Annotated in this window: 26 protein-coding genes and 2 pseudogenes; 13 read left to right on the forward strand and 15 right to left on the reverse strand. The window is 64.4% G+C overall.

Annotation, left to right across the window (positions count from 1 at the left end):
* Window positions 1-54: 54 nt before the first annotated feature.
* Entirely contained in the window at window positions 55-1,896 is a 1,842-nt protein-coding gene (gene recJ / locus ABIB99_RS32580; RefSeq protein WP_354179460.1) for a single-stranded-DNA-specific exonuclease RecJ, read from the reverse strand.
* A 283-nt stretch (window positions 1,897-2,179) separates the two neighbouring features.
* Between recJ and ABIB99_RS32585 the strand changes: the two genes are divergently transcribed.
* The gene (locus ABIB99_RS32585) at window positions 2,180-3,256 is read left to right on the forward strand and encodes a methyl-accepting chemotaxis protein (RefSeq protein ID WP_085401220.1); all 1,077 of its coding nucleotides are present in this window, start codon (window positions 2,180-2,182) and stop codon (window positions 3,254-3,256) included.
* Between the two features lie 80 nt (window positions 3,257-3,336).
* Here the strand turns inward: ABIB99_RS32585 and ABIB99_RS32590 are convergent, their stop codons facing one another.
* On the reverse strand, window positions 3,337-4,095 hold the full coding sequence (locus ABIB99_RS32590; protein ID WP_354179462.1) for a sulfite exporter TauE/SafE family protein: 759 nt from the start codon (window positions 4,093-4,095) through the stop codon (window positions 3,337-3,339).
* Window positions 4,096-4,168: 73 nt separating this feature from the next.
* Complete coding sequence (locus ABIB99_RS32595; protein ID WP_187387715.1) at window positions 4,169-4,342, reverse strand: hypothetical protein; 174 nt, start codon at window positions 4,340-4,342, stop codon at window positions 4,169-4,171.
* Between the two features lie 363 nt (window positions 4,343-4,705).
* Here ABIB99_RS32595 and ABIB99_RS32600 point away from each other — a divergent pair, with 363 nt between their 5' ends.
* Both ABIB99_RS32600 and ABIB99_RS32605 read left to right on the forward strand, forming a co-directional pair.
* Window positions 4,706-5,449: an SDR family oxidoreductase gene (locus ABIB99_RS32600; RefSeq protein WP_354179464.1), complete on the forward strand. Its 744-nt coding sequence runs from the start codon at window positions 4,706-4,708 to the stop codon at window positions 5,447-5,449.
* A gap of 50 nt (window positions 5,450-5,499) precedes the next feature.
* Window positions 5,500-5,913, forward strand: coding sequence for a cupin domain-containing protein (locus ABIB99_RS32605; RefSeq protein WP_354097772.1), 414 nt, complete (start codon window positions 5,500-5,502; stop codon window positions 5,911-5,913).
* 10 nt (window positions 5,914-5,923) lie between these two features.
* On the opposite strand, the pseudogene ABIB99_RS32610 reads toward ABIB99_RS32605, so the two are convergent.
* Window positions 5,924-6,061, reverse strand: a pseudogene (locus tag ABIB99_RS32610) (4-hydroxythreonine-4-phosphate dehydrogenase PdxA); the annotation flags it as partial.
* Here ABIB99_RS32610 and ABIB99_RS32615 point away from each other — a divergent pair.
* The 7 genes from ABIB99_RS32615 to ABIB99_RS32645 all read left to right on the forward strand — a co-directional run bounded on the left by ABIB99_RS32615 (window position 6,036) and on the right by ABIB99_RS32645 (window position 10,269).
* The gene (locus ABIB99_RS32615; RefSeq protein ID WP_354179466.1) at window positions 6,036-6,500 is read left to right on the forward strand and encodes a GntR family transcriptional regulator; all 465 of its coding nucleotides are present in this window, start codon (window positions 6,036-6,038) and stop codon (window positions 6,498-6,500) included. The pseudogene ABIB99_RS32610 and the gene ABIB99_RS32615 overlap by 26 nt on opposite strands.
* Window positions 6,501-6,605: 105 nt before the next feature.
* Window positions 6,606-7,088 (forward strand): bleomycin resistance protein, encoded by a 483-nt coding sequence (locus tag ABIB99_RS32620; RefSeq protein WP_354179468.1) that lies wholly within the window; start codon window positions 6,606-6,608, stop codon window positions 7,086-7,088.
* A 276-nt stretch (window positions 7,089-7,364) separates the two neighbouring features.
* Entirely contained in the window at window positions 7,365-8,051 is a 687-nt protein-coding gene (locus tag ABIB99_RS32625) for an alpha/beta fold hydrolase (RefSeq protein ID WP_212094622.1), read from the forward strand.
* 264 nt (window positions 8,052-8,315) lie between these two features.
* Window positions 8,316-9,737, forward strand: coding sequence for an L-lactate MFS transporter (locus ABIB99_RS32630; RefSeq protein ID WP_354179471.1), 1,422 nt, complete (start codon window positions 8,316-8,318; stop codon window positions 9,735-9,737).
* A gap of 27 nt (window positions 9,738-9,764) precedes the next feature.
* The gene (locus ABIB99_RS32635; RefSeq protein WP_157790313.1) at window positions 9,765-9,923 is read left to right on the forward strand and encodes a hypothetical protein; all 159 of its coding nucleotides are present in this window, start codon (window positions 9,765-9,767) and stop codon (window positions 9,921-9,923) included.
* A 4-nt stretch (window positions 9,924-9,927) separates the two neighbouring features.
* Window positions 9,928-10,053 carry an MFS transporter small subunit gene (locus tag ABIB99_RS32640; RefSeq protein ID WP_014495518.1) on the forward strand — a complete coding sequence of 42 codons (126 nt, stop codon included), beginning with the start codon at window positions 9,928-9,930 and terminating at the stop codon, window positions 10,051-10,053.
* 21 nt (window positions 10,054-10,074) lie between these two features.
* On the forward strand, window positions 10,075-10,269 hold the full coding sequence (locus ABIB99_RS32645; RefSeq protein WP_354179474.1) for a hypothetical protein: 195 nt from the start codon (window positions 10,075-10,077) through the stop codon (window positions 10,267-10,269).
* Between the two features lie 18 nt (window positions 10,270-10,287).
* Here the strand turns inward: ABIB99_RS32645 and ABIB99_RS32650 are convergent, their stop codons facing one another.
* The 6 genes from ABIB99_RS32650 to ABIB99_RS32675 all read right to left on the reverse strand — a co-directional run bounded on the left by ABIB99_RS32650 (window position 10,288) and on the right by ABIB99_RS32675 (window position 16,312).
* On the reverse strand, window positions 10,288-11,181 hold the full coding sequence (locus ABIB99_RS32650; RefSeq protein ID WP_354179676.1) for a LysR family transcriptional regulator: 894 nt from the start codon (window positions 11,179-11,181) through the stop codon (window positions 10,288-10,290).
* Between the two features lie 75 nt (window positions 11,182-11,256).
* Complete coding sequence (locus tag ABIB99_RS32655) at window positions 11,257-11,976, reverse strand: haloacid dehalogenase type II (protein ID WP_135213525.1); 720 nt, start codon at window positions 11,974-11,976, stop codon at window positions 11,257-11,259.
* Window positions 11,977-12,118: 142 nt separating this feature from the next.
* On the reverse strand, window positions 12,119-13,120 hold the full coding sequence (gene glpX / locus ABIB99_RS32660; protein WP_063983497.1) for a class II fructose-bisphosphatase: 1,002 nt from the start codon (window positions 13,118-13,120) through the stop codon (window positions 12,119-12,121).
* A 139-nt stretch (window positions 13,121-13,259) separates the two neighbouring features.
* Window positions 13,260-14,576, reverse strand: coding sequence for a homoserine dehydrogenase (locus ABIB99_RS32665; protein ID WP_085401211.1), 1,317 nt, complete (start codon window positions 14,574-14,576; stop codon window positions 13,260-13,262).
* A gap of 30 nt (window positions 14,577-14,606) precedes the next feature.
* Complete coding sequence (locus tag ABIB99_RS32670) at window positions 14,607-15,827, reverse strand: LL-diaminopimelate aminotransferase (RefSeq protein WP_014495524.1); 1,221 nt, start codon at window positions 15,825-15,827, stop codon at window positions 14,607-14,609.
* Between the two features lie 209 nt (window positions 15,828-16,036).
* Window positions 16,037-16,312 (reverse strand): hypothetical protein, encoded by a 276-nt coding sequence (locus tag ABIB99_RS32675; protein WP_135213523.1) that lies wholly within the window; start codon window positions 16,310-16,312, stop codon window positions 16,037-16,039.
* A 253-nt stretch (window positions 16,313-16,565) separates the two neighbouring features.
* On the opposite strand from ABIB99_RS32675, the gene ABIB99_RS32680 reads away from it, so the two are divergent.
* Together ABIB99_RS32680 and ABIB99_RS32685 are read left to right on the forward strand one after the other, a co-directional pair.
* Window positions 16,566-18,374, forward strand: coding sequence for a PHA/PHB synthase family protein (locus ABIB99_RS32680; RefSeq protein ID WP_354179478.1), 1,809 nt, complete (start codon window positions 16,566-16,568; stop codon window positions 18,372-18,374).
* 82 nt (window positions 18,375-18,456) lie between these two features.
* Complete coding sequence (locus ABIB99_RS32685) at window positions 18,457-18,855, forward strand: MAPEG family protein (protein ID WP_063983501.1); 399 nt, start codon at window positions 18,457-18,459, stop codon at window positions 18,853-18,855.
* 19 nt (window positions 18,856-18,874) lie between these two features.
* On the opposite strand, the pseudogene ABIB99_RS32690 reads toward ABIB99_RS32685, so the two are convergent.
* From ABIB99_RS32690 to ABIB99_RS32705, 4 genes and pseudogenes are all read right to left on the reverse strand, one after another.
* Window positions 18,875-19,461: pseudogene (locus ABIB99_RS32690) on the reverse strand (class I SAM-dependent methyltransferase).
* Window positions 19,462-19,475: 14 nt separating this feature from the next.
* Entirely contained in the window at window positions 19,476-20,522 is a 1,047-nt protein-coding gene (gene argC, locus ABIB99_RS32695; protein ID WP_354179678.1) for an N-acetyl-gamma-glutamyl-phosphate reductase, read from the reverse strand.
* A gap of 96 nt (window positions 20,523-20,618) precedes the next feature.
* The gene (gene argC / locus ABIB99_RS32700) at window positions 20,619-21,605 is read right to left on the reverse strand and encodes an N-acetyl-gamma-glutamyl-phosphate reductase (RefSeq protein WP_354179480.1); all 987 of its coding nucleotides are present in this window, start codon (window positions 21,603-21,605) and stop codon (window positions 20,619-20,621) included.
* The gene (locus tag ABIB99_RS32705; protein WP_208086635.1) at window positions 21,602-22,270 is read right to left on the reverse strand and encodes an FMN-binding negative transcriptional regulator; all 669 of its coding nucleotides are present in this window, start codon (window positions 22,268-22,270) and stop codon (window positions 21,602-21,604) included. The genes argC (ABIB99_RS32700) and ABIB99_RS32705 overlap by 4 nt, the downstream gene beginning before the upstream one ends.
* 370 nt (window positions 22,271-22,640) lie before the next feature.
* On the opposite strand from ABIB99_RS32705, the gene ABIB99_RS32710 reads away from it, so the two are divergent.
* Window positions 22,641-23,642: an MBL fold metallo-hydrolase gene (locus tag ABIB99_RS32710; protein WP_354179482.1), complete on the forward strand. Its 1,002-nt coding sequence runs from the start codon at window positions 22,641-22,643 to the stop codon at window positions 23,640-23,642.
* Window positions 23,643-23,682: 40 nt separating this feature from the next.
* Here ABIB99_RS32710 and ABIB99_RS32715 read toward each other — a convergent pair whose 3' ends face one another.
* Window positions 23,683-24,213, reverse strand: a complete 531-nt coding sequence (locus ABIB99_RS32715) for a DedA family protein (RefSeq protein WP_063983507.1) — start codon at window positions 24,211-24,213, stop codon at window positions 23,683-23,685.
* Window positions 24,214-24,422: the final 209 nt, after the last annotated feature.

Genomic DNA, 24,422 nt, shown 5'->3' on the forward strand with positions numbered 1-24,422 from the left:
TGACGCATGATCTCCGCGCAAACGCGTAGCGCGTTTGTCGCGAGGGATCTTGCGTTATCTGATCACGGATGGCCCCTGGTCCGGTAGCGCGACGTCGACGACGCGGAATTGCACGCGCTCGGCGCCCTGGTACCGGTCGACCGACAACGATCCCGCGACATGCAATTGCTGACCGCGATTGGCGAGAAGTGCATTGCCGAGCTTCTGGCCGACCGAACGGAACGCAATGCCGTTGACGATCGAGCCGTCGCCCGACTTGAAGCGTAGCCTCAAATGCGCCTGTCCGACCTCATCGGCATAGACGAGCTGATGCGACGGCAGCGCCAGCACGACTTCCGGATTGCCGCTGCCGAAGGGACCGGCGCGGTTGAGCGTGGTCGCAAGCTCCGTCGTCACGGCGCGCGCGGACACCGCGCCGTCGACATAGAGCTCGTTGACATGGCGCGCCTCGGCAACGTCGCGCGCCAGCGCGTTTTCGAGATAGGCGCGGAATTCGGCGAGCTTCTCCTTCCGCAATGTCACGCCCGCGGCCATCGCGTGGCCGCCGCCCTTCAGCAAGATGCCGTCAGTCACCGCCTGCCGCACTGCCTTGCCGAGATCGACGCCGGCGATCGAACGGCCCGAGCCGGTGCCGATGCCGCCGGGCTCCAGCGCAATCGCGAAGGCCGGCCGCGAAAACTTCTCCTTCAGGCGGGACGCGACGAGGCCGACCACGCCGGGATGCCACCCCTCGGAGGCCGTGACGATCACGCCAATCTTGTCCTCGAGCCCAATCGAGGCCAGCGCCTCGGCTTCGGCCTGCGCTTCGGCCGCCTGCTCGATGACGCGGCGCTCGCTGTTGAGGCGATCGAGCTCGGCGGCGATCCGCGCAGCCTCGACGCTGTCGCCTTCGAGCAAGAGCCGCACGCCGAGATCGGCGCGGCCGATGCGGCCGCCGGCATTGACGCGCGGCCCCAGCATGAAGCCGAGATGCCAGGCCTCCGGCGGGCCGTTGAGCCGCGCCACGTCCATCAGCGCGGTGTGGCCGACATGGTCGCGCCGCCGCATCGCGATCAGGCCTTTTGCGACGAAAGCACGATTGAGCCCGATCAGCGGCGCCACATCCGCAACCGTGCCGAGCGCGACGTGATGCAGCATGCCGAGCAGATCGGGCTCGGGCATCTCGCTCGTCCAGAAGCCGCGCTGGCGCAGCTCGCGGTTGACGGCGACCAGCGTCACCAGCACGAGACCGACGGCGGCGAGATGGCCGAGGCCCGAGAGATCGTCGAGCCGGTTCGGATTGACCAGCGCATCGACCTCCGGCAGCTCCGTGCCGGCCTGGTGATGATCGATCACGACCACGGACATGCCGAGGCGCTTGGCTTCAGCGAGCGGCTCGATGCTGGTGGTGCCGCAATCGACGGTGACGAGCAGCGTGGCGCCCTTCGCGGCCAGCGCGCGGATCGCTTCAATGTTCGGGCCGTAGCCTTCGAAAATCCGGTCGGGAATATGGATCAGCGGATCGAGCCCGCAATGGCGCAGATGCCAGGCGAGCAGCGCCGCCGAGGTCGCGCCGTCGACGTCGTAGTCGCCGAAGATCGCGACCTTCTCGCCGCGCATCGCTGCGTCCGCGATCCGCTTCGCGGCGGCCTCCATCTCGGTCACAGTGTACGGGTCCGGCAACAGCTTGCGGATGGTCGGATCCAGGAAGTCGCTGACGCCATCGATGTCGATGCAGCGGCCCGCCAGCACCCGTGCCAGCAACTCCGGCAGCTGGTGCCGCTGCACGATGGCGAGCGCCTTGGCAGCCCCGCGCGCATCCAGCCGGTCGAGCCAGAGCTTGTCGGTGAGCGAGCGCGCGACGCCCAGAAACGCCTGGGGCACTTCGACGGGCAAGGCGGTTGCGGGCGGCGTCATGAGTCGAGACTGGCTTGAGGAACCCGGGAATCGAACCGGGCGTTGCGGCGATCGGCCGACAATGACGATTGACCTGGAATCCCCCGGGATTTGCAATGTCCACGCCGCACAAAGCGGTGGATTGCCGCTTTGCTGCGCGGACTGACTATCATTTGGGCATTCCGTGGAACAGCAAATTAAGCGGGCGTTAGGCGGAATCTTCGAAAAAGACTCGTATTCGATCTGTAATTAGTTGTTCCGGGTTCGTTGCAGATCAGGCCTCATTGCCAAGGGAAGCTCCCCGATGTCTGCTGCGCTGGGTCTGAAAGCCAAGCCGATCGCCACCGAACCCGCTGATGACGATTCCGATATCTCCGCGCTGATCAATCGCCTGACTGCGGAGGTCAACCAGATCGCAGTCGACAAGACCAAGGCGATTCAGCAGATCACCAACCAGATGAAGATGCTGGCGCTGAACGCGCTGATCGAGAGCTCGCGCGCCGGCGCGCAAGGCGCCGGCTTCGCGGTGGTGGCGCAGGAGGTGCGCGGCGTCGGCCAGCAGGTCGAAACCATCGCGCGCGAGCTCGAAACCCAGCTGACGAAGCGCACCGGCGATCTCGTCGCCTCGATCGACCGCATGAGCCAGCGCTCGCGCGGCGAGCGCATGGTCGACCTGTCGCTCAATGCTATCGAGCTGATCGATCGCAACCTCTACGAACGCACCTGCGATGTGCGCTGGTGGGCGACCGACTCCGCCGTGGTCGATTGCGCGGCCTCGCCCAACGCCGCAGCCGTCTCCCATGCCTCGCAGCGCCTCGGCGTGATCCTCGGCGCCTACACCGTCTATCTCGACCTCTGGCTCTGCGACCTCGACGGCAACGTCATCGCCAACGGCCGCGCCGACCGATTTCGCGTCGTCGGCCAGAACGTCGCCCACACAAAGTGGTTTCGCGAGGCGCGAACCTTGCGCTCCGGCGACGACTATGTCGCCGGTGACGTCGAGAACCAGCCGCTGCTCGGCAATGCACAGGTCGCGACCTATTGTGCCAGCGTCCGCGCCGGCGGCCAGGCCAACGGCGCGCCGATCGGCGTGCTCGCCATCCATTTCGACTGGGAGGCGCAGGCCCGCGCCATCGTGCAGGGCGTGCGCGTCGGCGACAGCGACAAGGCGCGCGTGCTGCTGGTCGACTCCAATCTGCGTGTCATCGCAGCTTCCGACGGCCAGGGTATTTTGAGCGAGCGCATCTCGATCTCGCTGAACGGCCAGCGCTCCGGCTTCTATCACGACCGCACGGGCGCGCTGGTCGCGTTCCATGCGACCCCGGGCTACGAGACCTATCGCGGCCTCGGCTGGTACGGCGTGATCGTCTGCGGGGCGTGACGACATCATCGCGTGATCTGTGAGCGCGGCAGCGTGACCGTCGAACGATGGTCGCGCCGTGATGCGGAGTGACTTGCAGCCTATCCGAGATAGCCAGACACTCCGTCCCACAACAGCTTCAACGCCGTCACGGCCAGCAAGCCATGGCACGCCCGGTAGATCTGCCGCTGGTCCAGCTTTCCGTGCAGCCGCCAGCCGAGCCAGACGCCGCTGGGAATGGCAAAGAGGCACGCCGCCATCACGATCCAGACGTTGCCCGCCGGCCGCACGAGCAGCAGCCACGGTACCGCCTTGATCGCGTTGCCGACGGTGAAGAACAGGCTCGTCGTTCCCGCGTAGACCTCCTTGCTGAGGCCAAGCGGCAGGAGGTACATCGCCAGCGGCGGTCCGCCGGAATGCGCGACCATAGTCGTGACACCCGAGGCAAGACCGGCAGCAACCGCCTTCGGCGAGGAGCGCGGACGAACGACCACCTTCGGATCACTCACGAGCCATATGCCAACGAAGCTCAATGTCACGACCGCCATCACGATCGCGACGGCGCGATGGTCCAATACACGGAACAAGAGATAGCCGAGGGCAATGCCGATCACGAGCCCGGGCAACAGCAGCACAAGGTCCGGCTTCGACCATGTCGAGGGCTTCCAGTAGCGCAGCGCGAACAGGTCCATGGCGATGAAGAGCGGCGCGAGCAGGCCGCCCGCCGTGACCGGATCCATCACGCACGACAGCAACGGAATGCCGACGATAGAGAAGCCGCCGCCGAATGCGCCCTTCATGAAGCAGATCAGGAAGACGCCGGAAAAGGCGATGATCACCGTGGCGACAGTCAAATCCATCTGCGCATCTCCATGACGGGCACGCTCGCGCCTCGGCGCGCGTCACGCCGAAACGTCGCGGGAGAGACTCGGCTCAGGTCGCCGTGACGTCGTCATCGGTTGCTGTTGGGCCGGCGTCGGTCGACGTCGCTTGCGAGGTTCGAGGCGGCTCGGCCTTCGGCTGGAAAAAGAGACCGGGCAGCACTGAAGGCAGGCCAAAGGTCATTCCGAGGAATGCCAGAAACACATCAAGATAACTCATAGTCATTCTGTTGCTCCGCTTTGTCGGGCGCGACCACCTCTCGGTGCATTTGAGGGTCGATGCGCTGCAATATGAACCGGTACAAACATCAGTACAATAAGAACATTGATCTCGGTGCAATTTCACCACCTCCGCACGAGCAGAGCAGATGCAGCAAACTTTTTGCGTTGGGCTTCGATCCGACCACGGCGGGCGCGGCGCCCACCCCAACGAGTCTCCTGAGCATTTTCCGGCAAGGCAGGCCGGTTACAGGCAAGAGCTCGCCGCATTGCTCGGCTAAGCTGCGCTTCGCATCACGTTGGGCGACGTGACGTGATCGGCTCACGGACCTGGATCACTCACACTCGTCACATGCCGAGGAGACATGCCATGAAGATCGTCGTGATCGGCGGGACCGGATTGATCGGATCCAAGCTCGTGACGAAGTTGAAACAAAACGGCCACGAGGCCGTTGCAGCCTCGCCGAAATCAGGCGTGAACGCCGTGACCGGGGAAGGCCTCGCTGCAGCGCTGGCTGGCGCGGATGTCGTCGTCGACGTTGCCAACGCGCCGTCCTGGGAGCCCGCCGCCGTGCTCGATTTCTTCCAGCGTTCGAGCACGAACCTCGTCGCGGCAGAGGCGGCCGCGGGCGTGAAGCATCACGTGGCGCTGTCGATCGTGGGGACCGAACGGTCGCCCGACAATTCCTATTTTCGGGCCAAGCTCGCCCAGGAGACCATCATCAAATCCTCGTCGGTCCCCTACTCCATCGTTCGAGCCACCCAGTTCTTCGAATTCCTCGGCGCCATTGCCGAAACGGCTGTGGTCGAAGGAAAGATCGTCGTCCCGTCCGCACTGTTTCAACCGATCGCCGCCGAAGACGTAGCTGATCGCCTCGCGGAGGTCGCCATGGGCCGGCCGCTCAACGGCACGATCGATATCGCAGGCCCCGAGAAGGCGCCCTTCAATGAATTCATTGCGCGGCGCCTGAAGGCGTCCGGCGACGCCCGACCGGTAGTGGGAGACCCGAAGGCACCGTACTACGGCGCCCCCATCGACGACACATCGCTGAACCCGCTCGGCGAAGCGCGGCTTGGAAAAACGCCGCTCGCGACGTGGCTCGCAAGGCTCTGAGGATCCGCCAGACCTTCCCTCACGACAACCACTGCAATGAAGGAAATCCCATGCGCAGATTGCTGATTGCAACGGCGGTTTATGCCGCATCAATCCTGACAGCTTATGCGGCCGAACCGGCACCTCTGGCCAAAGTGACGGTCGTGTTCGACCAGGCGCTGCCGAACGTCCCGGGCAAGAGCATGAAGGGCGTGCTGGTCGAGTATGGTCCCGGAGGCTCCTCGCCGGCACACATGCATCCGCGCTCCGCATTCATCTATGCGACCATCCTGGAAGGAGCGATCCGCAGTCAGGTCAATGACGAGCCCGCCAAGGTCTATCGCAAAGGAGAGAATTTCTTCGAAAAGCCCGGCGACCGTCACGCCATAAGCGCGAATGCCAGCGATACTGAACCTGCGAAGCTGCTGGCCGTCTTCGTCGTGGATTCAGCAGATAAGGAGCTGGTCACGCCGATCACGAAGTAGCGCCGCCTCGTCACGCAGCGCGGCGCGCGGCCATCTCCGCGGCCAGCAGCAACGCGGCGCGGCTGGCGCCGATCGACGCGATGCCTTGCCCCGCGATGTCGTAGGCCGTGCCGTGCGCGGGCGTGCAGATCGGGAATGGGAAGCCACCGAAGGTCTGCCGGGGTCTCGAGGCGCTCGCCGGCGAGCTCGCCTGCGAGCGCATCAGCGACGCCGGGATCGGCGAAATCGCCGCCGCACATGACGACATGGTTCGGCATTATCGCGAGGGCGATTTGATCCAGTATTATCGCGGCAACCGCGCCATTCACGAGGCCATTGTCGCCGCAGCCGAAAATCCCGCGCTGACCGGGCTCTATGCTTCCGTGACCGCGCGCATCCGGCGCGCGCGCTACGTCACGCCGATGACACCGCAGCGCTGGGCGTTCGCCGTGAAGGAGCACGAGGCGATCCTGAACGCGCTGCAGCGGCGTGACGGCGCCGGCCTCTCCCACATCCTGCGTGCGCATCTGCGCCACAAGCGCGAAGAGGTCTTGCAGGCGGGCTTTGCCGAGACGGAAGGAAGCGACCTCGCGCTGCGGATCGCGTGAGGCGGGCTCGCCCGGCGAGCATTCGTTCATTCCGCGTCTGGCCTTGGCGCCTCTTCGCTGCGATAACCGCCTCGAAGATCGGTCATAAGATCAGGCGACGCCGCAATGAACAAACCGCTGCCCTCAGACCCCGTCGCGCGTGCGACCTCCGACAGCACCGGAAGCGCGCCGCAAGGCGGCTTTGCCGATCTCGTTCCCGAACTCAGCGTTTCCAGCCTTCAAGCCAGCCTGCCGTTCTGGCGCGACTTGCTCGGCTTCGAGCTCGCTTACGATCGCCCCGATGCGCGATTTGCGTATCTCGTCAGGGGGCGTTTGCAGGTGATGCTCTGCGAATTGAATGGCCGCTGGGAGACGGCAGACATGCAGCGGCCATTCGGACGCGGCGTCAATTTCCAGATGGTCGTCGATCGCATTGATCCCACGCTGAGGGCTCTCGGCGATGCCAAATGGCCGCTCTACGAGCAGCCGAACGAAGCCTGGTATCGGGTCGGCGACCAGGAGTTCGGCCAGCGTGAATTCCTCGTCCAGGATCCGGACGGTTACCTCGTGCGCTTCGTCGAACGCCTCGGCATGCGCACGCCATCCTGACGCAAAGATTCGTCCAGTCCTGCCGCATCGCGCAATCAGGAGACACTATCGCGACGGTGCACGCTGCCCGGACCATTGAACTGATGCACGCTCTCTGTCGTGTGGGGTAAACGCTGCATTCGGCTCACGAGCCGAACTTGCTCAATTTCGCATTCGCCCGATTATCCTTGCGACCCTCTGTCAGCTGACGTGGTCGCGCGTTAGACGTGAAGCTCCCCCGCTTCACGCTCCGCGAGCACCTCGGCTCGCCGTTGCGCAGCCAACGGAGACCATCTCATGACCAAACCAAGCATCGTTTTCGCGCACGGCCTCTGGGCTGACGGATCGTGCTTCGGCAAGCTGATCCCGACGCTGCAAGCCGAAGGCCACGAGGTCCTGGCGAGCCAGCACGGGCTCGATTCACTCGCAACCGACGTCGCCTGCGTGACGGCGTGCTTTGGCCGTGTTCCCGGACCCGTGGTCCTCGTCGGCCACTCCTATGGCGGCACACTGATCACGCATGCCGGAACCGATCCGCGGGTCGCCGCGCTGGTCTACATCGCGGCGCTCGCGCCCGCTGCCGACGAAACTTCGCAGAGCCAGATTGCAAAATTTCCGACGACGCAGGTGTTCGGCCACATCGACGCGCCGGCGGGCCGTGTCTGGCTCAAGCCAAGCGGCCTGACGCACTTTGCCGGCGACCTGCCCGAAGCCGAGCAAAAGCTGGTCTACGCAACGCAAGGGGCGCCGGTTGCGGATCTCCTGACCCAAAAGGTCGATGGCACAGCGTGGACCTCGAAGCCGAGCTGGTACATCCTCGCCAGCAAGGACCAGACGGTTCACCCCGATCTGCAACACTTCGTCTCGAAGCGCATGAACGCCACCGTGACCGAAGTGCCTTCGTCCCACGTCCCCATGCTGTCGAAGCCGGATGTGGTGCTGGATGTGATCCGAAAGGCTGCGAATGCGGTCACAGCGAAGTAGCATCAGCTGACATACCATACCGAACCAAGGCAGATGACGTTGTCATTCTTCGGATCAGGTCCGGGCGGCGCAAGACCGCCCGGACCTTTTCTCCATCGCGAAAACGCCATACCGATTTCTGCTTTTTCTAATATCGACTAATCAGATTGTAACAGCGCATATTATTCGTTTGTCAAAATCCTCCTTCTGCGTAGCCTGATCCGCGCCATCGCCCGGCTGCCCGTAAAGGCCGCCCCCGAGAACAGCGAGGCACCGGAGGATTGGATGACGACGACGCTCGACGCATCGGGAATGCCTGCACGTTCGCTGCTGCCCTTCCTTGATCGCGAGCACACGATCGCAAGGCCGGGCTACAGCCGATGGATGGTGCCGCCCGCCGCGCTCTGCGTGCATCTGTGCATCGGGCAGGCCTACGCCTTCAGCGTCTTCAACCTGCCGATGACCAAGCTGCTCGGCGTCACCCAATCGGCATCCGGCGACTGGAAGCTCACCGAGCTCGGCTGGATTTTCTCCATCGCGATGGTTTTCCTCGGACTGTCGGCCGCAGTGTTCGGACGCTGGGTCGAGGAAGGCGGCCCGCGCAAGGCGATGTTCACTGCCGGCGTTGCCTGGGCGAGCGCATTCCTGATCTCGGCCCTCGGCGTCTATCTCCACAATCTCTGGATCATCTATCTCGGCTACGGCGTGATCGGCGGCTGCGCGCTCGGCATCGGCTACATCTCCCCGGTTTCGACGCTCATGAAGTGGTTTCCCGACCGGCCGGGGATGGCCACCGGCATGGCGATCATGGGCTTTGGCGGCGGCGCGCTGATCGCTTCCCCCCTCTCCGTATGGCTGATGAGCAAGTTTGCGACCACGAGCGACGTCGGCGTGCTCGGCGCCTTCATCACGCTCGGCTGTGTCTACTTCGTCTTCATGATGGTCGGCTCCGCCATCGTGCGCGTGCCGGCGCAGGGCTGGAAGCCGGAGGGTTACGTGCCGCCTGCGGCCGCCACCAAGCTGATGACCAGAAACGACGTGTTCGTCTACCAGGCGGTCAAGACGCCGCAGTTCTGGCTGATCTGGATCGTGCTGTTCTGCAACACCACCGCCGGCATCGGCGTGCTCGGCCAGGCCTCAGCGATGAGCCAGGAGATGTTCCCCGGCCATATCACCGCGGTCGCGGCCGCAGGTCTCGTCGGCCTGATGAGCCTGTTCAACATGGGCGGACGTTTCAGCTGGGCCTCGCTATCCGACTTCATCGGACGCAAGAGCACCTATTTCGTCTACATGGTGCTCGGAATCGCCCTCTACGTGACCGTGCCCTATGCCGGCGCGAGCGGCAATGTCGTGCTGTTCGTGCTGTGCTTCCTGATCATCGTCAGCATGTATGGCGGCGGCTTTTCCACCGTTCCGGCCTACCTGCGCGACATGTTCGGCACGCGCTATGTCGGCGCCATCCACGGCATTCTGTTGACGGCCTGGTCGATGGCCGGAATCGCCGGGCCTGTGCTGATCAACTACATCCGCGAATACAACGTCACGCACGGCGTGCCGAAGGCCCAGGCTTACAACACGACCATGTACATCATGGCCGGACTGCTCGTGGTCGGCTTCCTCGCCAATCTCTGCGTCCGTGCCGTCGACAAGCGTCATCACATGAAAGACGAGGACAGTTCAGGACTCGAGGCGGCGCGCGCTGCCTGACGTTCGGACGAACACAAGGAGGCGACCATGACCACGACATCACGGAGCGAAGCGTCATTCTCCCAATCGCTGCTGAGCTGGATCGCCTGGCGGGTATCCCGGACGATGGCGGCGATGCGGCCGGTGCATCGAGCCACCGAGATCGCGGCCGCAGCCGCGGCGAGCAACAATCCCTCGGGGGCCTGACATCATGCAGACCGCTCAGACGGCAAAGACCACCCCGCTGCAATTGGCGCTGGCCTGGAGCTTTGCGGGCATCCCCCTGCTCGCGGGCGTGATCCAGACCCTGCTCAACGCCATGAAGCTGTTTCAGTAGGCGGCGATGCGTCCCACGAACATGCGTGCAACGCTTCTCCGCGGCGCGCGACAGTTGATAACCGACGAAGGCTTCGCCATCACCGTGCTGGCCGCGGTGATCGCCGCCGCGGTTCTCGCCGTCGGCTTCGACGCGACTGCGGACATCGTCATCGCGACGCTCGCACTTGGCGCGGTGACGGCGCTCGCCGAGACCCGCCTGCACCGGCGCGGATAGATCCAGTCGAACGAGCCGTCAGCGGCGCTTGCGCGTGCCACGCGCCGGCGTTTCCGTCACGCGCCGGGTCTGCTCGGCGGCGAGGTCGCGCATGATCGCAATCGCGCTCTGCACGTGGTCGTCGGGCTGGTCGACCGAATAGACGACATAGGCCGGCATCGAGAATTTTGGCGCTCCCACCACCAGGTGCAGCCGCCGCGCCTTCAGCAGCGGCTCGACGATCCGGTGCGCAAAATAGCCGGAGCCGCCGTTGGCGAGAACGTGCTGCAGCCCGAGCCAGCCGATGTTGGCGGTCAGCGCAGGCCCCGCGAAATTGGGAAAGACGGCGCTGTGGCGGGCGTAGAATTCGGGCCCCCAGTCGACATAGACGTAGCCATCCTGCGGCTCCGGATCGCTCCTGGGATTGGTCGACACCAGCACGAGCTGCTCCTCGATCAGCAACTCGACCTTGAGGCCGGGGCGGCTTTGCGGGGTGTACATCACGCCGATGTCGATGCGTCCCTCGACCAGCCCCTGCATCAGTTCGGGCTCAAGGGCACTCTCGGCCCGGATGGAGATCTGAGGATTGGCCTCCTGCATGCGCGGTACCCAAAGCAGCAGGAACTCCTCCCACAGGCCGATGCGGCCGCCGACCACCAGCGCGCCGCTAAAGCCCTTGGGGAGGCCGACATCGTGGCGGGCCTGCTCGACGGTGCGAACAAGCGTCGAGGCGTGGCGCTGAAATTGCCGCCCAGCCACCGTAAGCGTCGCGCCTGCCTTGTTGCGCACGAACAGCGTGCAGCCGAGCAGCTCCTCGAGCGAGTGGATCCGCGTGCTGACGGTGGACTGGCTGACGTGAAGCCGGTCGGCGGCGGTGATGAAATTGCCGGTCGCGACCACGGTCAGGAATGTACGCGCGAGCTCGGTATCCAGGGGCGCACCTCACACATCGACATTGTCGATATGAAAGGCGCTGTCTTGAAGGATGTCAAACAGAAGCAGTGCCGCTCAGCAGCCGAGCTTGTCGGCGACCCCGCCAAAATCCTTGGCGACGATGTCCCAATTGCCGGTCGCCTCGAAATCGACCTTCTGGAGCGGGCCGTATTCGGTTGGCCGCGCCACGAACGCGGTCTTCAGCCCGTTCTTCTGCGCGGCGGCGAGGTCGCCGTTGTGGGCGGCGACCATCATCACCTGCTCCGGCTTGAGGCCGAGCAGGCGCGCGGCGCCGAGATAGGTCTCGGGATCGGGCTTGTAGTGCTCGAACAGCTCGGCCGACATGATGAGGTCCCACGGCAGGCCTGCGAACTTCGCCATGTTGGTGAGCAGCGCGACATTGCCGTTCGACAGCGGCGAGATCACGAATTTCGACTTCAGCCGTGTGAGGCCCGCGACACTGTCGGGCCAGGGATGCAGACGGTGCCAGCCCTTGGTGATGTAGTCGAGGTCGGCCTCGGTCAAACCCTTGATCGCGAACTTCTCGACCAGCTTGTCCAGCGAGCGGCGGTGCAGGACGTCGAGGATGACATAGCCACGTTCGGGGTGCTTGCGCACGTCATCCATGGCGGCCGTGTACATGCCGCGCCAGCCGTCGACCAAAGCGGTCCAGTCGGCGGAGATGCCGCGGCCCTTGCCCCACCACGTGAGGTCGGTGATCAGGCTGGTGCGCCAGTCCACGACGGTGCCGAACACGTCGAAGACCAGGGCTTTGACGGAGGAGAGATCGGACATGTGCGCTTCCTCTTTTGTTGTTCTTGTCATTCCGGGGGGCGCGTCAGCACCAACCCGGAATCCAGAAGTTATGGCGCGAGATTCCGGTTTCTCCGGGCCGCGCGCTTTGCGCGGTCCCGTCGCCCCGGAATGACGAAGCGCGTCAGCCCAGGTAAAACTTCTCCAACTGCCGGTGCTCGGCCTTGATGTAACGCACGGTGCCGGTGACGGAGCGCATCACGACTGTCTCGGTCTCGATCACGCCGTCCTTGCGGAACTTGACGCCAGACAGCAGCGAGCCGGTGGTGACGCCGGTGGCGGCGAACAGGCAGTCGCCGCGCGCCATGTCCTCGATGCCGTAGATCATCTTGGGATCGTTGACGCCCATCTTGGCGGCGCGCTCGCGCTTCTCGTCGGAATCCAGGATCAAGCGGCACTGCATCTGGCCACCGATGCAGCGCAGCGCCACGGCCGCGAGCACGCCTTCCGGCGCGCCGCCGGTGCCGAGATACATGTCGACGCCGGTGTTATCGGGGTCGGCGCAGTGGATCACGCCGGCCACGTCGCCGTCGGTGATGAGGCGGACGGCGGCGCCGGTCGAGCGCACGCTCTCGATGATGCTGGCATGGCGCGGGCGGTCGAGCACGAGAACGGTGATGCCTTCCGGCTGGACACCCTTGGCCTTGGCGAGGCGGCGGACGTTGTCGGCGGGCGAGGCATCAATTTCGACAACACCCTTGTCGTAGCCGGGACCGATCGCGAGCTTCTCCATGTAGACGTCAGGAGCGTGCAGCAGCGTGCCGCCGTCGGCCATCGCCATGGTGGCAATCGAGCCCGGCATGTTCTTGGCGCACAGCGTGGTGCCTTCGAGCGGGTCGACCGCGATGTCGACCTGCGGGCCGGCGTTCATGCCAACCTTCTCGCCGATGAACAACATCGGCGCCTCGTCGCGCTCGCCCTCGCCGATCACGATGGTGCCCTCGATCGGCAGCTTGTTGAGCTCGCGCCGCATGGCGTCCACCGCGGCCTGGTCGGCCGCCTTCTCGTTGCCGTGCCCGCGCAGCCGCGCCGAAGACACCGCCGCCCGCTCCGTCACCCGCACGATCTCCAGCGTGAGGATGCGCTCGAGCAACGCGTGCGGCGGGACTGAAATATGGGTCGACATCGGCTAACTCCTTCGGAACAGTTTTGGACGGAGATCTCCGTCCGCATCAACTCGTAACACCCACAGTTCGTTCGAACCGTGTCCTATTGTTTGAGCATGACCTTGCCGGAAAACCTCTTCACACTTTTCCGGGTCATGCTCAGTTCTTCTCGATCCGGATCACCTGCGGCCGTCCGCTGATCACCTTGTCCTTCTGCACGGCCGCGAGCGCGCGTCGCACGGCGTCCTCGTGCGTCGCATAGGTGATCAGGATGACGGGCACGGGCACCGCCTTGCCGTTCGCCGGCGCAGCGCCGCCGTTGGGATGACGCTGCACGATCGACTCGATCGAAATCTTCTGCTCCGCGAGCCGGGTCGCGATCGCGGCCGCAGTGCCCGGGAAATCGCGCGCCAGCAGGCGGATATAGTAGCCGCCCTCGTGCCGCTCCATCGGCGCTTTCTTGGTGTCGCGCAGATGCGAGATCGGCCGGCCGAACGGATTGGCGCGGATGCCGCGCGCAACGTCGGCGATGTCGGCGACGACGGCGGATGCGGTCGCAGCACCGCCGGCACCGGGGCCGACCAGCGTGATCGGAGGGATGCCCTCGCCATCGATCGTGACTGCATTGGTGACACCCATCACCTGCGCGATCGAGGAGGATTTTGGAACCATGGTCGGATGCACGCGCTGCTCGATGCCCTTGGCGGTGCGAACGGCAACGCCGAGCAACTTGAGCCGGTAACCGAGATCGTCGGCTGCGCGCAGATCTTCCGGCGCGATGGATGAGATACCCTCGACATACACCGCGCTTTGAGCAACTTTCGTGCCGAAAGCGAGGCTGGCGAGAATGGCAAGTTTTTGCGCGGTGTCGTGGCCATCGACGTCGAAGGACGGATTGGCCTCGGCGTAGCCGAGCCGCTGCGCATCCTTGAGGCATTCGGCGAAGGACAGTCCCTCCTGCTCCATCCGCGTCAGGATGTAATTGCAGGTGCCGTTGAGGATGCCGTAGACGCGGGTGACGCCGGTTCCGGCAAGCCCTTCGCGTAACGTTTTGATGACAGGGATCGCGGCGCCGACCGCTGCCTCGAAATTCAGCGCGCCGCCGTGCTTTTCGGCGGCCTTGGCAAGCTTCAGGCCGTGCTTGGCGAGCAGCGCCTTGTTGGCGGTGACGACCGACTTGCCCGCATTCAGTGCCGCTTCGACCGCAGAGAGAGCGGGATCACCGGCGCCGCCCATCAGCTCGACGAAGCAGTCGATGCCGGGATGCGTGGCCAGTGCCATGGGGTCCCTGACCCATTCGATGCCGCGCAGATCGACGCCGCGCTTCTTCGCCTTCGAGCGCGCGGTGACGGCGACGACGCGAATGCCGCGGCCGCTGCGGCCCGCGAGCACGCGGGCCTGGGTCTCGATCAAACGGACAACTTCGGCGCCCACGGTGCCGAGCCCCGCTATGCCCACTTTCAGGGGTGCAACCATGATGCTTTAGAAAACCTGCCGAAGAGAAACTTAACGCCGATTGGCGAGCGGAACGACGTTGTGCAACGTTTCGATGCCGCTTTCAAGGAAGCGGCGCACGCCGCGCGCGGCTTGTCTGATCCGTTGCTCGTTTTCCACCATGGCGATGCGGACATATCCTTCACCGTGCTCGCCGAAGCCGACACCGGGCGAGACCGCGACGCCGGATTTCTCCACCATCAGGGTTGCGAACTGCATGCTGCCGACGCTGCGGAAGGCCTCCGGCAGCGGCACCCATGCGAACATCGAGGCTTCCGGTGGCGGGATCTCCCAGCCGGCGCGGCCGAATGACTCCACCAGCGCGTCGCGGCGCTTGCGGTAGGTGTCGCGCATCTCCTTGATGCAATCGTCGGGGCCGTTCAGCGCGGCGGTCGCGGCGACCTGCACCGGCGTGAAGGCGCCGTAGTCGAGGTAGGATTTGACGCGGGCGAGTGCTGCGATCACGCGGTCGTTGCCGACAGCAAAACCCATACGCCAGCCGGCCATCGAATAGGTCTTCGACATCGAGGTGAACTCGACGGTGACGTCGATCGCACCGGGCACCTGGAGCACCGAAGGCGGCGGGTTGTTCTCGTCGAAATAGACTTCGGCATAGGCGAGGTCGGACAGGATCAGTATCTCGTGCTTCTTCGCGAACGCGACGAGATCCTTGTAGAAGTCGAGGCTCGCGACATAGGCGGTCGGGTTCGAGGGGTAGCAGACGACGAGCGCGAGCGGCTTCGGGATCGAATGCACGATCGCCCGTTCCACCGCCTCGAAGAATTGCGGCGTCGGCTCCGAGGGCACCGAGCGGATCACGCCGCCCGCCATCAGGAAGCCGAAGGCGTGAATCGGGTAGCTCGGGTTCGGGCAGAGGATGACGTCGCCGGGCGCGGTGATCGCCTGCGCCACATTGGCAAAGCCCTCCTTCGAACCGAGTGTCGCGACGACCTGGGTGTCGGGGTTGAGCTTCACGCCGAAGCGGCGGGCGTAATAGGCGGCCTGGGCCCGGCGCAGCCCGGGGATGCCGCGGGAAGCCGAGTAGCGGTCGGTGCGCGGCTTGCCCAGCGTCTCCTTCAGCTTCTCCAGCACATGTGCAGGCGCCGGCAGGTCCGGATTGCCCATGCCGAGGTCGATGATGTCGGCGCCGGCATTCCGCGCGGCCGCCTTGGCCCGGTTGACCTGCTCGAACACGTAAGGCGGAAGGCGGCGGATGCGGTAAAACTCTTCCATGGCTCTCTGGGCTCCGGGCAACCGGTCAGGACAGAATCGACCGGCCATGACAGCCGCTCGGGAAAGCTCTCGCCCCCTCGCGAAAATCGCTCAAAATCAAACGCTTAGAGCAATATTCGACGGCAGGAGCTGAAGTTGTTCGCCCTGACTCTCGGCTGAACTGAGGTCTTTTAGCACGGCATGGCGGGGGCGCCAGCGATTACGCCGCGTTACTTGGCGTCTTTTGCGGCAACGGATTGGCGCTCGCGCGCGGCGGCCAGCTCGGCTTCGATCTTGGCGCGCTGGTCCGGCGGGATGATTGCCTGATCACGATCCGGTGGCAGATCGTGCACCGGAAGGTACGAGCCGGGCTCCCTGGGATGGGCCTGCGCATCAGTAGGGGTATAGTCAGCCAGCTGACTCGAGCAGCCGCCCAAGGCAAGCGCCGCCATCAGCAGCGCGCCACAGATCGGCAGCGACTTTTGCAGGTCCCTCAACGCCAACACTTGGGAAATCCCCTACTCATCCCAACGCAAGGCTGCCGGAACTTAACCCGACAACCTGCCCAAGCTCAAACCATTGCTGCCCACAAATGGTACGAGCGAGAATACTTCCAAGGCCCACTGCGGAAGAGGTGCACGCTGATTGTGACAAAACCAAGGGGCTTTGTCGCAGTGCAGCACATGTTGGAGCTTGTTTAACGCCAAACATGCGAGCTTCGCGGTGACGAATACAGAATGAATCGTTACTGTTCTGCTCATGAGTACCGCCACGACCGACACGCCCAAACCCGAGACGAAGTTCGATGCGGAAGCCTTCGCGATGAATGTCGCGCGGGCGATGGAGAGCGGCGGCAAGGCGCTCGCCGCGTATCTGAAACCACGCGAGAGCGGCGACGTGCAGGATCGGCCGCCCGCCGAGCTGACGGAAGTGGTCAAGGCCTTCACGTCGGTCGCCGAATACTGGCTGGCGGACACATCCCGCGCGTCGGATCTGCAGACCAAGCTCGCCAAGGATTATCTCGACCTCTGGGGCTCGGCGGCGCGCCGCATGGCCGGCCAGGACGCCCCGCCCGCGATCGCGCCCTCGCCGCGCGACAAGCGCTTTGCCGATCCGGAATGGAAGTCGAACCAGTTCTTCGATTTCATGATGCAGCTCTATCTGCTCACGACCAAATGGGCGCAGGAGCTGGTGCGCGACGCCGACGGGCTCGATCCGCAGACCCGCCGCAAGGCGGAGTTCTACATCCAGCAGATCACCAACGCGATCTCGCCGTCCAACTTCGTGCTGACCAATCCGGAAGTGCTGCGCGAGACGGTGGCGAGCAGCGGCGAGAACCTCGCCCGCGGTCTGAAGATGCTGGCCGAGGACATCGCGGCCGGCAAGGGCATGCTGAAGATCCGCCAGTCCAATCCGGACAATCTCGTCGTCGGCGTCAACATGGCGACGACACCGGGCAAGGTGATCTACCAGAACGAGATGATGCAGCTGATCCAGTATTCGCCGACCACGGAGAACGTGCTGCGCACGCCGCTCCTGATCGTGCCGCCCTGGATCAACAAGTTCTACATCCTCGATCTCAAGCCGGAGAAATCCTACATCAAGTGGTGCGTCGACCAGGGCGTCACTGTGTTCGTGATCTCATGGGTCAATCCCGACAAGCGGCTCGGTAACAAGAGCTGGGAAGACTACATGAAGGAAGGCCCGCTCACGGCGATGGACGTGATCGAGAAGGTCACCGGCGAGTTGAAGGTGCACACCGCCGGCTATTGCGTCGGCGGCACCATGCTCGCGACCACGCTGGCCTGGCTCGCCGAGAAGCGCCGCCAGCGCGTGGCGTCGGCGACGTTCTTCGCGGCGCAGGTCGACTTCACCCATGCCGGCGATCTCCTGGTGTTCGTCGACGAAGACCAGATCGCGGCCCTCGAGCAGGACATGAAGGCGGCCGGCGTGCTCGAAGGCTCGAAGATGGCAATGGCCTTCAACATGCTGCGCTCGAACGATCTGATCTGGTCCTATGTCGTCAGCAACTATCTGAAGGGCCAGCAGCCGAGCGCGTTCGACCTCTTGCACTGGAATTCGGATGCGACGCGCATGACCGCGTCGAACCATTCCTACTACCTGCGCAACTGCTATCTGGAGAACCGGCTCTCCACCGGCACGATGGTGCTCGACAACACGCTGCTCGACCTCTCCAAGGTCAAGGTGCCCGTCTACAACCTCGCCACCCGCGAGGACCACATCGCGCCGGCGGAATCGGTGCTGTACGGCTCGCAGTTCTTCGGCGGCCCGGTGAAATATGTGCTGTCCGGCTCGGGCCACATCGCCGGCGTGGTCAACCCGCCCGCCTCGAACAAGTACCAGTACTGGACCAACGACAACGTCAAGGACGTCAACGTCGCCGAGTGGATGAAGGGCGCGGTGGAGCACAAGGGCTCGTGGTGGCCGGACTGGCGGCAATGGCTGGGCGGGCTCGATCCCGAGGAAGTCCCGGCGCGCGTGGTCGGCAGCGAGGCCCTGCCCGCGATCGAGGACGCGCCCGGCAGCTATGTCAGGGTTCGCGCCTAGCGGGATTTCTTTGCGCATGGCGCAATCCTGCGCGCTTGTATAATCTCGCGTTCAACACAGCGACGACAGAGGGGACCGGGTTATGACGCGCGAATTGTTCTGGCTGACACTGACGGTGATCCTGACCGGGATCCTCTGGATTCCCTACACCATCAACCGCTGCCAGGTTCGGGGGCTCAGTGGCGCCTTGGCCAATCCCTCGCGCGCCGACAAGCCGCAGGCTGAGTGGGCGAACCGCCTGATGTTCGCGCATGACAACGCGGTCGAGAACCTCGTGCTCTTCGCGCCGCTGGTGCTGATCCTGAACGCGATCGACTATTCCTCGAAATGGACCGTGCTCGCCTGCGCGGTCTATTTCTGGTCGCGCGTCGCACATCTGATCGTCTACGCGCTCGGCATCCCGGTATTCCGCACGCTGGCCTTCACCGTCGGCTTCCTCGCCCAGGCCGTGCTGGCACTGGCGATCTTCAAGGTGCTCTAGAAATCGGGTCTCTTAGGGATCAGGCCCTGCGTACGACGAGGTTCAGCATGTTGGCTGGCGTCTCGTCGAAACTCTGGATCACGTTGGTGTCCGACGACAGCGTGATCCACGAACCTGCGCTGGCGTAAGTCATCTCGAGCCACTCCCGCGAGACGCAGCTGTAGTAGCGCCCGAGGCTGTCGCGGCCATCGTCCTCACCATCTTGTAGCTGGCGTAGAACACGCCTGATGGCTTGAGCGCACGGTGGATCTTTCCAAGGATGCCGGCGAGTTCGTCGCGTGGCACATGCAGCAGACAGGCGCTCGCCCAGACGCCGTCATAGGCCTCGTGCGCATCCAGCTGGTCGAACCGCATCGCCTCGACGGGATGACCAAGCCGGCGCGAGGCGATCTCGGCCATTTCGGGCGAGCCATCGGTCGCACGCACTGAAAAACCTTCGGCGAGCATCACTGCGGAATGATTGCCGGCACCGCAACCGAGCTCGAGGATCGCGCCTCCCGGCGGCAGCAGGGCGAGAAAGCCCCGCAACCGCGTCGATGCGGCCTTCGCCCAGCCGGCATAGGCCTTGGCGTTCTGCCGGTAGAATTGCAAGGTCGCTTCGTCCACCGCAGTACCTCGTGTCATGGAAACAGCGCGATCTGCTCCAACCCCGCCGTCTCGGGCAGCCCGAACATCAGGTTCATGTTCTGGATCGCCTGCCCGGCCGAACCCTTCACCAGATTGTCGAGCGTGGAAATCACGATCGCCCGGTTCTTGATGCGGTCGGCGACGACGCCGATCTGCACATAGTTGGAGCCGCGCACATTCTGGGTCTGCGGCAGCACGCCCTTCCTGGCGACATGCACGAAGGGCTCGTTGGCATAAGCCTGCTCCAGCGCGCTTCGCAGATCGTCCGGCGTCGCGCCGTTGAGCTTGACGTAGGAGGTGCAGAGTTCGCCGCGCGCCATCGGAATAAGATGCGGCGTGAAGTTGATCGTCACTGCGGAACCGGCGGCGACGCCGATCTCCTGCTCGATCTCGGGCGCGTGCCGGTGGGTGCCGACCGAATAGGGCGACAGCCCCTCGCCCGCCTCGCTGAACAACGTGTTCTGTTTCAGCCCGCGGCCGGCTCCGGTGACGCCCGATTTCGCGTCGATGACGATGTCGTCGACGTCGATCAGCTTGGCTTTCGCAAGCGGCACCAGCGCGAGCAGCGCCGCCGTGGGATAGCAGCCGGGACAGGCGACCAGCCGCGCCGACGTGATCTTCTCGCGATAGAATTCGGTGAGACCGTAGACCGCTTCGCCCTGCAGTTCGAGCGCCCGGTGCTCATGGCCGTACCATTGCGCATAGGTGCTCTTGTCCCGCAGCCTGAAATCGGCGGACATGTCGAGGACCTTGATTTTGGGATTTGCCTTGAGGACCGCGACGATGATTTCCTGCGTGGTGCCGTGCGGCAGTCCGCAGAACACCGCATCGAGCTTGCTCCAGTCGACCTTTTCCCATTCCACGAGTTTCGGCAGGTCCAGCATGAAAAAATGCGGAAACACGTCGCCCATCGACTTGCCGGCATGGGTGTTGGCGGTGAGCGCGACGATCTCGGCATTCGGATGCCGGGCCAACAGGCGCACCGCATCGGCCCCGGTGTAACCGGAGGCGCCGAGAATGCCGATCTTCTTCGAGCTAATCACGCGTACCTTTCAGGCGTCATTTGATCGTCTTGCCGGGGTCGAAAGTCGCAGCGTCGCTTCGTCCACCGGGCTGGCCTCCCGAGCAACGTTCGATCAGCTATTGTCGGCAAGCCCCAGCATCAGCCGCATGTTCTGCACGGCCGCACCCGAGGCGCCCTTGCCGAGATTGTCGAGCCGCGCGACCAGCACTGCCTGGTGATATTTGTCGCTGGCGAAGACGTGGAGCTCGAGCGTGTTGGTCTCGTTGAGCGCCTCCGGCTCGAGCTTGCCGCCCTTGGTCGCCTCGTTCTGGAGCGGCATCACCGAGACATATTTCGAGCCGGCGTAACGCTTGGCCAGCGCGGCCTGAAGGTCCGCACCGCCAGGCTTGCCCGGCAGCGCGTCGAGCTGGAGCGGCACCGAGACCAGCATGCCCTGCCGGTAGTTGGCGACCGAGGGAATGAAGATCGGCCGCCGCGTCAGTTTCGAATAGAGCTGCATCTCCGGCAGATGCTTGTGCTCGAAGCCGAGGCCGTAGAGCTCGAAGGACGGCGCGCTGCCGTCTTCGAAGCTCGCGATCATCGACTTGCCGCCGCCGGAATAGCCGCTCACCGCGTTGACGGTGACGGGATAATCGGGCGGCAACAGACCGGCATCGACGATTGGCCGCAGCAGCGCGATCGCACCGGTCGGATAGCAGCCGGGATTGGAGACCTTCTTCGCGGCCTTGATCTTGCCGGCCTGGTCCGGCGTCAGCTCCGGAAAGCCGTAGGCCCAGTCGGGCGCGACCCGGTAGGCGGTGGAAGCGTCAAGCACCTTCGGCCCTGCGGTGCTCATGCTGTCGACCAGCGCCACTGTTTCCTTCGCGGCATCGTCAGGCAGGCAGAGGATGACGAGATCCACCTCCTCCATCAGCGCCTTCTTAGCCGCGGGGTCCTTGCGCTTGTCGTCGGCGATCGTCTTCACCGTGACGTCGCTCTGGAGCTTCAGCCGCTCGTTGATGCCGAGCCCGGTGGTGCCGGAGCCGCCGTCGACGAAGACGGTGGCGGGCTTCTTGGCCGCGCCGGTGGTCGGGGCCTTGGTGGTTTCGGTGAGGCTCATGGCGCGCTCCTTTCGAGCATGTTGGTTTCGTTCGCGAAGGCCTCCGGCCTCACGTCCTGCATCAATTGTGCAATCTCTCTGGCGTCGGCTTCGGGTTGCGCACCGAGCGCGTTGGCGATCGCGGTGTAGTCCGCGTCCGATTTGTGCTGGTTGAGCTTGAAGCTGCCTTCGACTTCTTCAACCGTCATGACCAGACCCACGATCCCCTTCTTCAACGCTTCCAGCCGGCCTGCCGTCATCTTCGCCGATGTCCACGGCGCTTTCGGCAACAGCCAGCTCTCGAACTTGTCGCTCAGCGTGTCGATCTGCACCGCCAGCTGATCGTCCGACAAGAGGCGCACCGGCCCGCTCAGATGCACCGACTGGTAGAGCCAGGTCGGCACCTGATCCGGCGAGACGTACCAGTCGGGCGATACATAGGCATCGGGGCCGTTGACCGCGAGCAGCCAGGAGGTCGCGCCATCCGCCAGCTTTAGCAGCGGATTGTGACGGGCGACATGAAAGGCGGCCTGCGGCGTGCCGTCAGCGGCGTAAGTCAGGTAGAACGGCAGTGGCGAGGCGACCGGCTTGTGGCCGTCGAAGGCGCACATCGTGCCGAAGCCGCGCTCCTCGGCGAATTTCAGGCTTGCGGCGCGGTCCTGCTTGAAAAAGGGTGGCGTGTACATCGTGGTCTCCTGCTGGGCCTCCTCCGGGGGGCCGCCGGATCAGATCGCGCTGACAGGAGAGAGAATGCCGCGGATCGGATCCAGCGGCAAAGACGATGATCTCAAACGCGATCGACCGCCCAAACCGCTAAAGAGCGGCGGCGGCGACGGGCGAACAGGATGGTCGCGGCGTTGATCATGGCGCGCGGCTATAAGGCCAGAGGGTTCCAGGGTCAAGTCCAAATCGACGGGGCGCGATGGCAGGATGCCGCACGGATGTCATCGGGTGGCAGCGGAATTTCTCCTAAGTTTGGGGGTTCCCGAGAAAGAAAGGCGCCACAACCCCGCCGGTTCGCGCCTTTCGTTCGCAACCCAGCCCCAGGACATCGCCATGACCGAGATCACCCGTCGCGCAACGCTAGCCGGCGCCGCCGCCTCGGCGCTCCTGCCCTTCGTGAAGACCTCGCCCGCGAGCGCCGCCGCGCCCCCGGCAGCGACCCAGAATGCGAGCTTCTACCGCTACAATGTCGGCACCCACCAGATCACCGTGGTCTGCGACGGCGTCGCGACCGTGAACCTGACGGACAATTACGCGGCCGGCGCCAGCAAGGACGACATCAACAAGATCTTCGCCGAGAACCATCTGCCGACCGACAAGGTCACCCACACCTTCAATCCGGTCGTCGTCAACACCGGGCCGAAGCTCGTCGTGATCGATACCGGTCTCGGGCCCGACCAGTTCACGCAGACCAAGGGCAAGGTCGGCCAGTTCCACAACAACCTTGCGGCGGCCAGCATCGACCGCGCGGCAGTCGACACCGTCATCATCTCGCACTTCCACGGCGATCACATCAACGGCCTGCTCGCGGCCGAGAACAAGCCGGCCTTCCCCAACGCCGAGATCATGGTTCCGGCAGTGGAATGGAAGTTCTGGATGGACGACGGCGAGATGAGCAAGGGGACCGGCAATCCGATCCTTGAGAGCAACTTCAAGAATATCCGCCGCGTGTTCGATGCGCTCGGCCGCAAGGTCACGCAATACGAGTCCGGCAAGGAAGTCGCGCCCGGCATCACCTCGGTGGCGAGCCCGGGCCACACGCCGGGACACAACTCCTTCATCGTCGCGTCCGGAGCGGAAAAGGTACTTGTGCAGGTCGACATCACCGCGGGCGCAGCGTTCCTGTTCGTGAAGCACCCCGAATGGAACATCGCCTCCGACGTCGACAAGCCGCTGGCGCAACAGACGCGGCGGAAGCTCTACGACATGGCGATTGCCGAGAAGATGCCGATCCAGGCCTTCCATGCCGCCTTCCCCGGTCTCGTCCGCGTCGAGAAGGAGAAGGATGGTTCGGGCTATCGCTGGATTCCGTCGATCTGGAACGCCTCGCTTTAGGCTCTGCCGTATCCGCTGACCGGGCGGCCGAGCTGCCCGGTCAGATCACGCGCCAGATCCATTCCATGATCTTCGCGATCACGTCACCGAACAGCAGCAGCGCCGCGGACCAGACCAGCGCCGAGATGAAATTGGCGGCCTGAAAACTCCAATACGGCATCTCGAAAATGCCAGCTGCGAGCGGCACCGAGGCGCGCAAGGGGCCGAAGAAGCGGCCGATGAAGATGCTGGGCACGCCCCAGCTCCGCACGAAGGCTTCGCCCCTGGGCAGCAGTTCCGGATAGCGCGAGAGCGGCCACATCTGCGCGACCTGCTCTTTGTAGCGATAGCCGAACCAGTAGGAGACCCAGTCGCCGAGCGCAGCACCGATGCCGCCGGCGATCCAGACCGGATAGAAGCTGATGCCGCTCGCGCCGATCAGCGCGCCGATCGCAACCAGCGCTCCCCAGGCCGGGATCAGCAGCGAGATGAAGGCCAGCGACTCCCCGAAGGCGAGCAGGAACACGATCGGGGCCGCCCAGGCCTGGTGAGCGCGCACGAAATCGGCCAGCGCGTGCGCGTACTGCTCCATTCCAGATTGCCTTCCCGCCCCGTCACGGTCCTGTCAGATAAAAGGACTGGTAAGCCAAGGACTTGTGTGACATCAAGTCACAAAGCCGGGCCTGAGCCGGGCCCAGGTGTCAAATTGCCGGGAATTGGTGGGGCCTGCGGCGTAAAATCGCCGGGATTGGCTCCCACCCACACCCGCCGGGCGGACCTGCGGTGACCTTTGCAGGCCAG

Source organism: Bradyrhizobium sp. LA6.1 (genome assembly GCF_040547805.1).
Classification (GTDB): Bacteria; Pseudomonadota; Alphaproteobacteria; order Rhizobiales; family Xanthobacteraceae; genus Bradyrhizobium; species Bradyrhizobium barranii.

What these genes read in the sequence shown, in the direction of transcription:
- ABIB99_RS32640 (WP_014495518.1), top strand. Translation starts at nt 9,928, where the DNA reads ATGCAGACCGCTCAGACGGCAAAGACCACCCCGCTGCAATTGGCGCTG.
- ABIB99_RS32670 (WP_014495524.1), bottom strand. Translation starts at nt 15,827, where the DNA reads ATGGAAGAGTTTTACCGCATCCGCCGCCTTCCGCCTTACGTGTTCGAG.
- ABIB99_RS32620 (WP_354179468.1), top strand. Translation starts at nt 6,606, where the DNA reads ATGAACAAACCGCTGCCCTCAGACCCCGTCGCGCGTGCGACCTCCGAC.
- ABIB99_RS32685 (WP_063983501.1), top strand. Translation starts at nt 18,457, where the DNA reads ATGACGCGCGAATTGTTCTGGCTGACACTGACGGTGATCCTGACCGGG.
- glpX (WP_063983497.1), bottom strand. Translation starts at nt 13,120, where the DNA reads ATGTCGACCCATATTTCAGTCCCGCCGCACGCGTTGCTCGAGCGCATC.
- ABIB99_RS32625 (WP_212094622.1), top strand. Translation starts at nt 7,365, where the DNA reads ATGACCAAACCAAGCATCGTTTTCGCGCACGGCCTCTGGGCTGACGGA.
- ABIB99_RS32665 (WP_085401211.1), bottom strand. Translation starts at nt 14,576, where the DNA reads ATGGTTGCACCCCTGAAAGTGGGCATAGCGGGGCTCGGCACCGTGGGC.
- ABIB99_RS32590 (WP_354179462.1), bottom strand. Translation starts at nt 4,095, where the DNA reads ATGGATTTGACTGTCGCCACGGTGATCATCGCCTTTTCCGGCGTCTTC.
- ABIB99_RS32655 (WP_135213525.1), bottom strand. Translation starts at nt 11,976, where the DNA reads ATGTCCGATCTCTCCTCCGTCAAAGCCCTGGTCTTCGACGTGTTCGGC.
- ABIB99_RS32600 (WP_354179464.1), top strand. Translation starts at nt 4,706, where the DNA reads ATGAAGATCGTCGTGATCGGCGGGACCGGATTGATCGGATCCAAGCTC.
- argC (WP_354179480.1), bottom strand. Translation starts at nt 21,605, where the DNA reads ATGAGCCTCACCGAAACCACCAAGGCCCCGACCACCGGCGCGGCCAAG.
- ABIB99_RS32605 (WP_354097772.1), top strand. Translation starts at nt 5,500, where the DNA reads ATGCGCAGATTGCTGATTGCAACGGCGGTTTATGCCGCATCAATCCTG.
- ABIB99_RS32715 (WP_063983507.1), bottom strand. Translation starts at nt 24,213, where the DNA reads ATGGAGCAGTACGCGCACGCGCTGGCCGATTTCGTGCGCGCTCACCAG.
- ABIB99_RS32645 (WP_354179474.1), top strand. Translation starts at nt 10,075, where the DNA reads ATGCGTGCAACGCTTCTCCGCGGCGCGCGACAGTTGATAACCGACGAA.
- ABIB99_RS32630 (WP_354179471.1), top strand. Translation starts at nt 8,316, where the DNA reads ATGACGACGACGCTCGACGCATCGGGAATGCCTGCACGTTCGCTGCTG.
- ABIB99_RS32595 (WP_187387715.1), bottom strand. Translation starts at nt 4,342, where the DNA reads ATGACTATGAGTTATCTTGATGTGTTTCTGGCATTCCTCGGAATGACC.
- ABIB99_RS32705 (WP_208086635.1), bottom strand. Translation starts at nt 22,270, where the DNA reads ATGTACACGCCACCCTTTTTCAAGCAGGACCGCGCCGCAAGCCTGAAA.
- recJ (WP_354179460.1), bottom strand. Translation starts at nt 1,896, where the DNA reads ATGACGCCGCCCGCAACCGCCTTGCCCGTCGAAGTGCCCCAGGCGTTT.
- ABIB99_RS32635 (WP_157790313.1), top strand. Translation starts at nt 9,765, where the DNA reads ATGACCACGACATCACGGAGCGAAGCGTCATTCTCCCAATCGCTGCTG.
- ABIB99_RS32710 (WP_354179482.1), top strand. Translation starts at nt 22,641, where the DNA reads ATGACCGAGATCACCCGTCGCGCAACGCTAGCCGGCGCCGCCGCCTCG.
- ABIB99_RS32585 (WP_085401220.1), top strand. Translation starts at nt 2,180, where the DNA reads ATGTCTGCTGCGCTGGGTCTGAAAGCCAAGCCGATCGCCACCGAACCC.
- ABIB99_RS32680 (WP_354179478.1), top strand. Translation starts at nt 16,566, where the DNA reads ATGAGTACCGCCACGACCGACACGCCCAAACCCGAGACGAAGTTCGAT.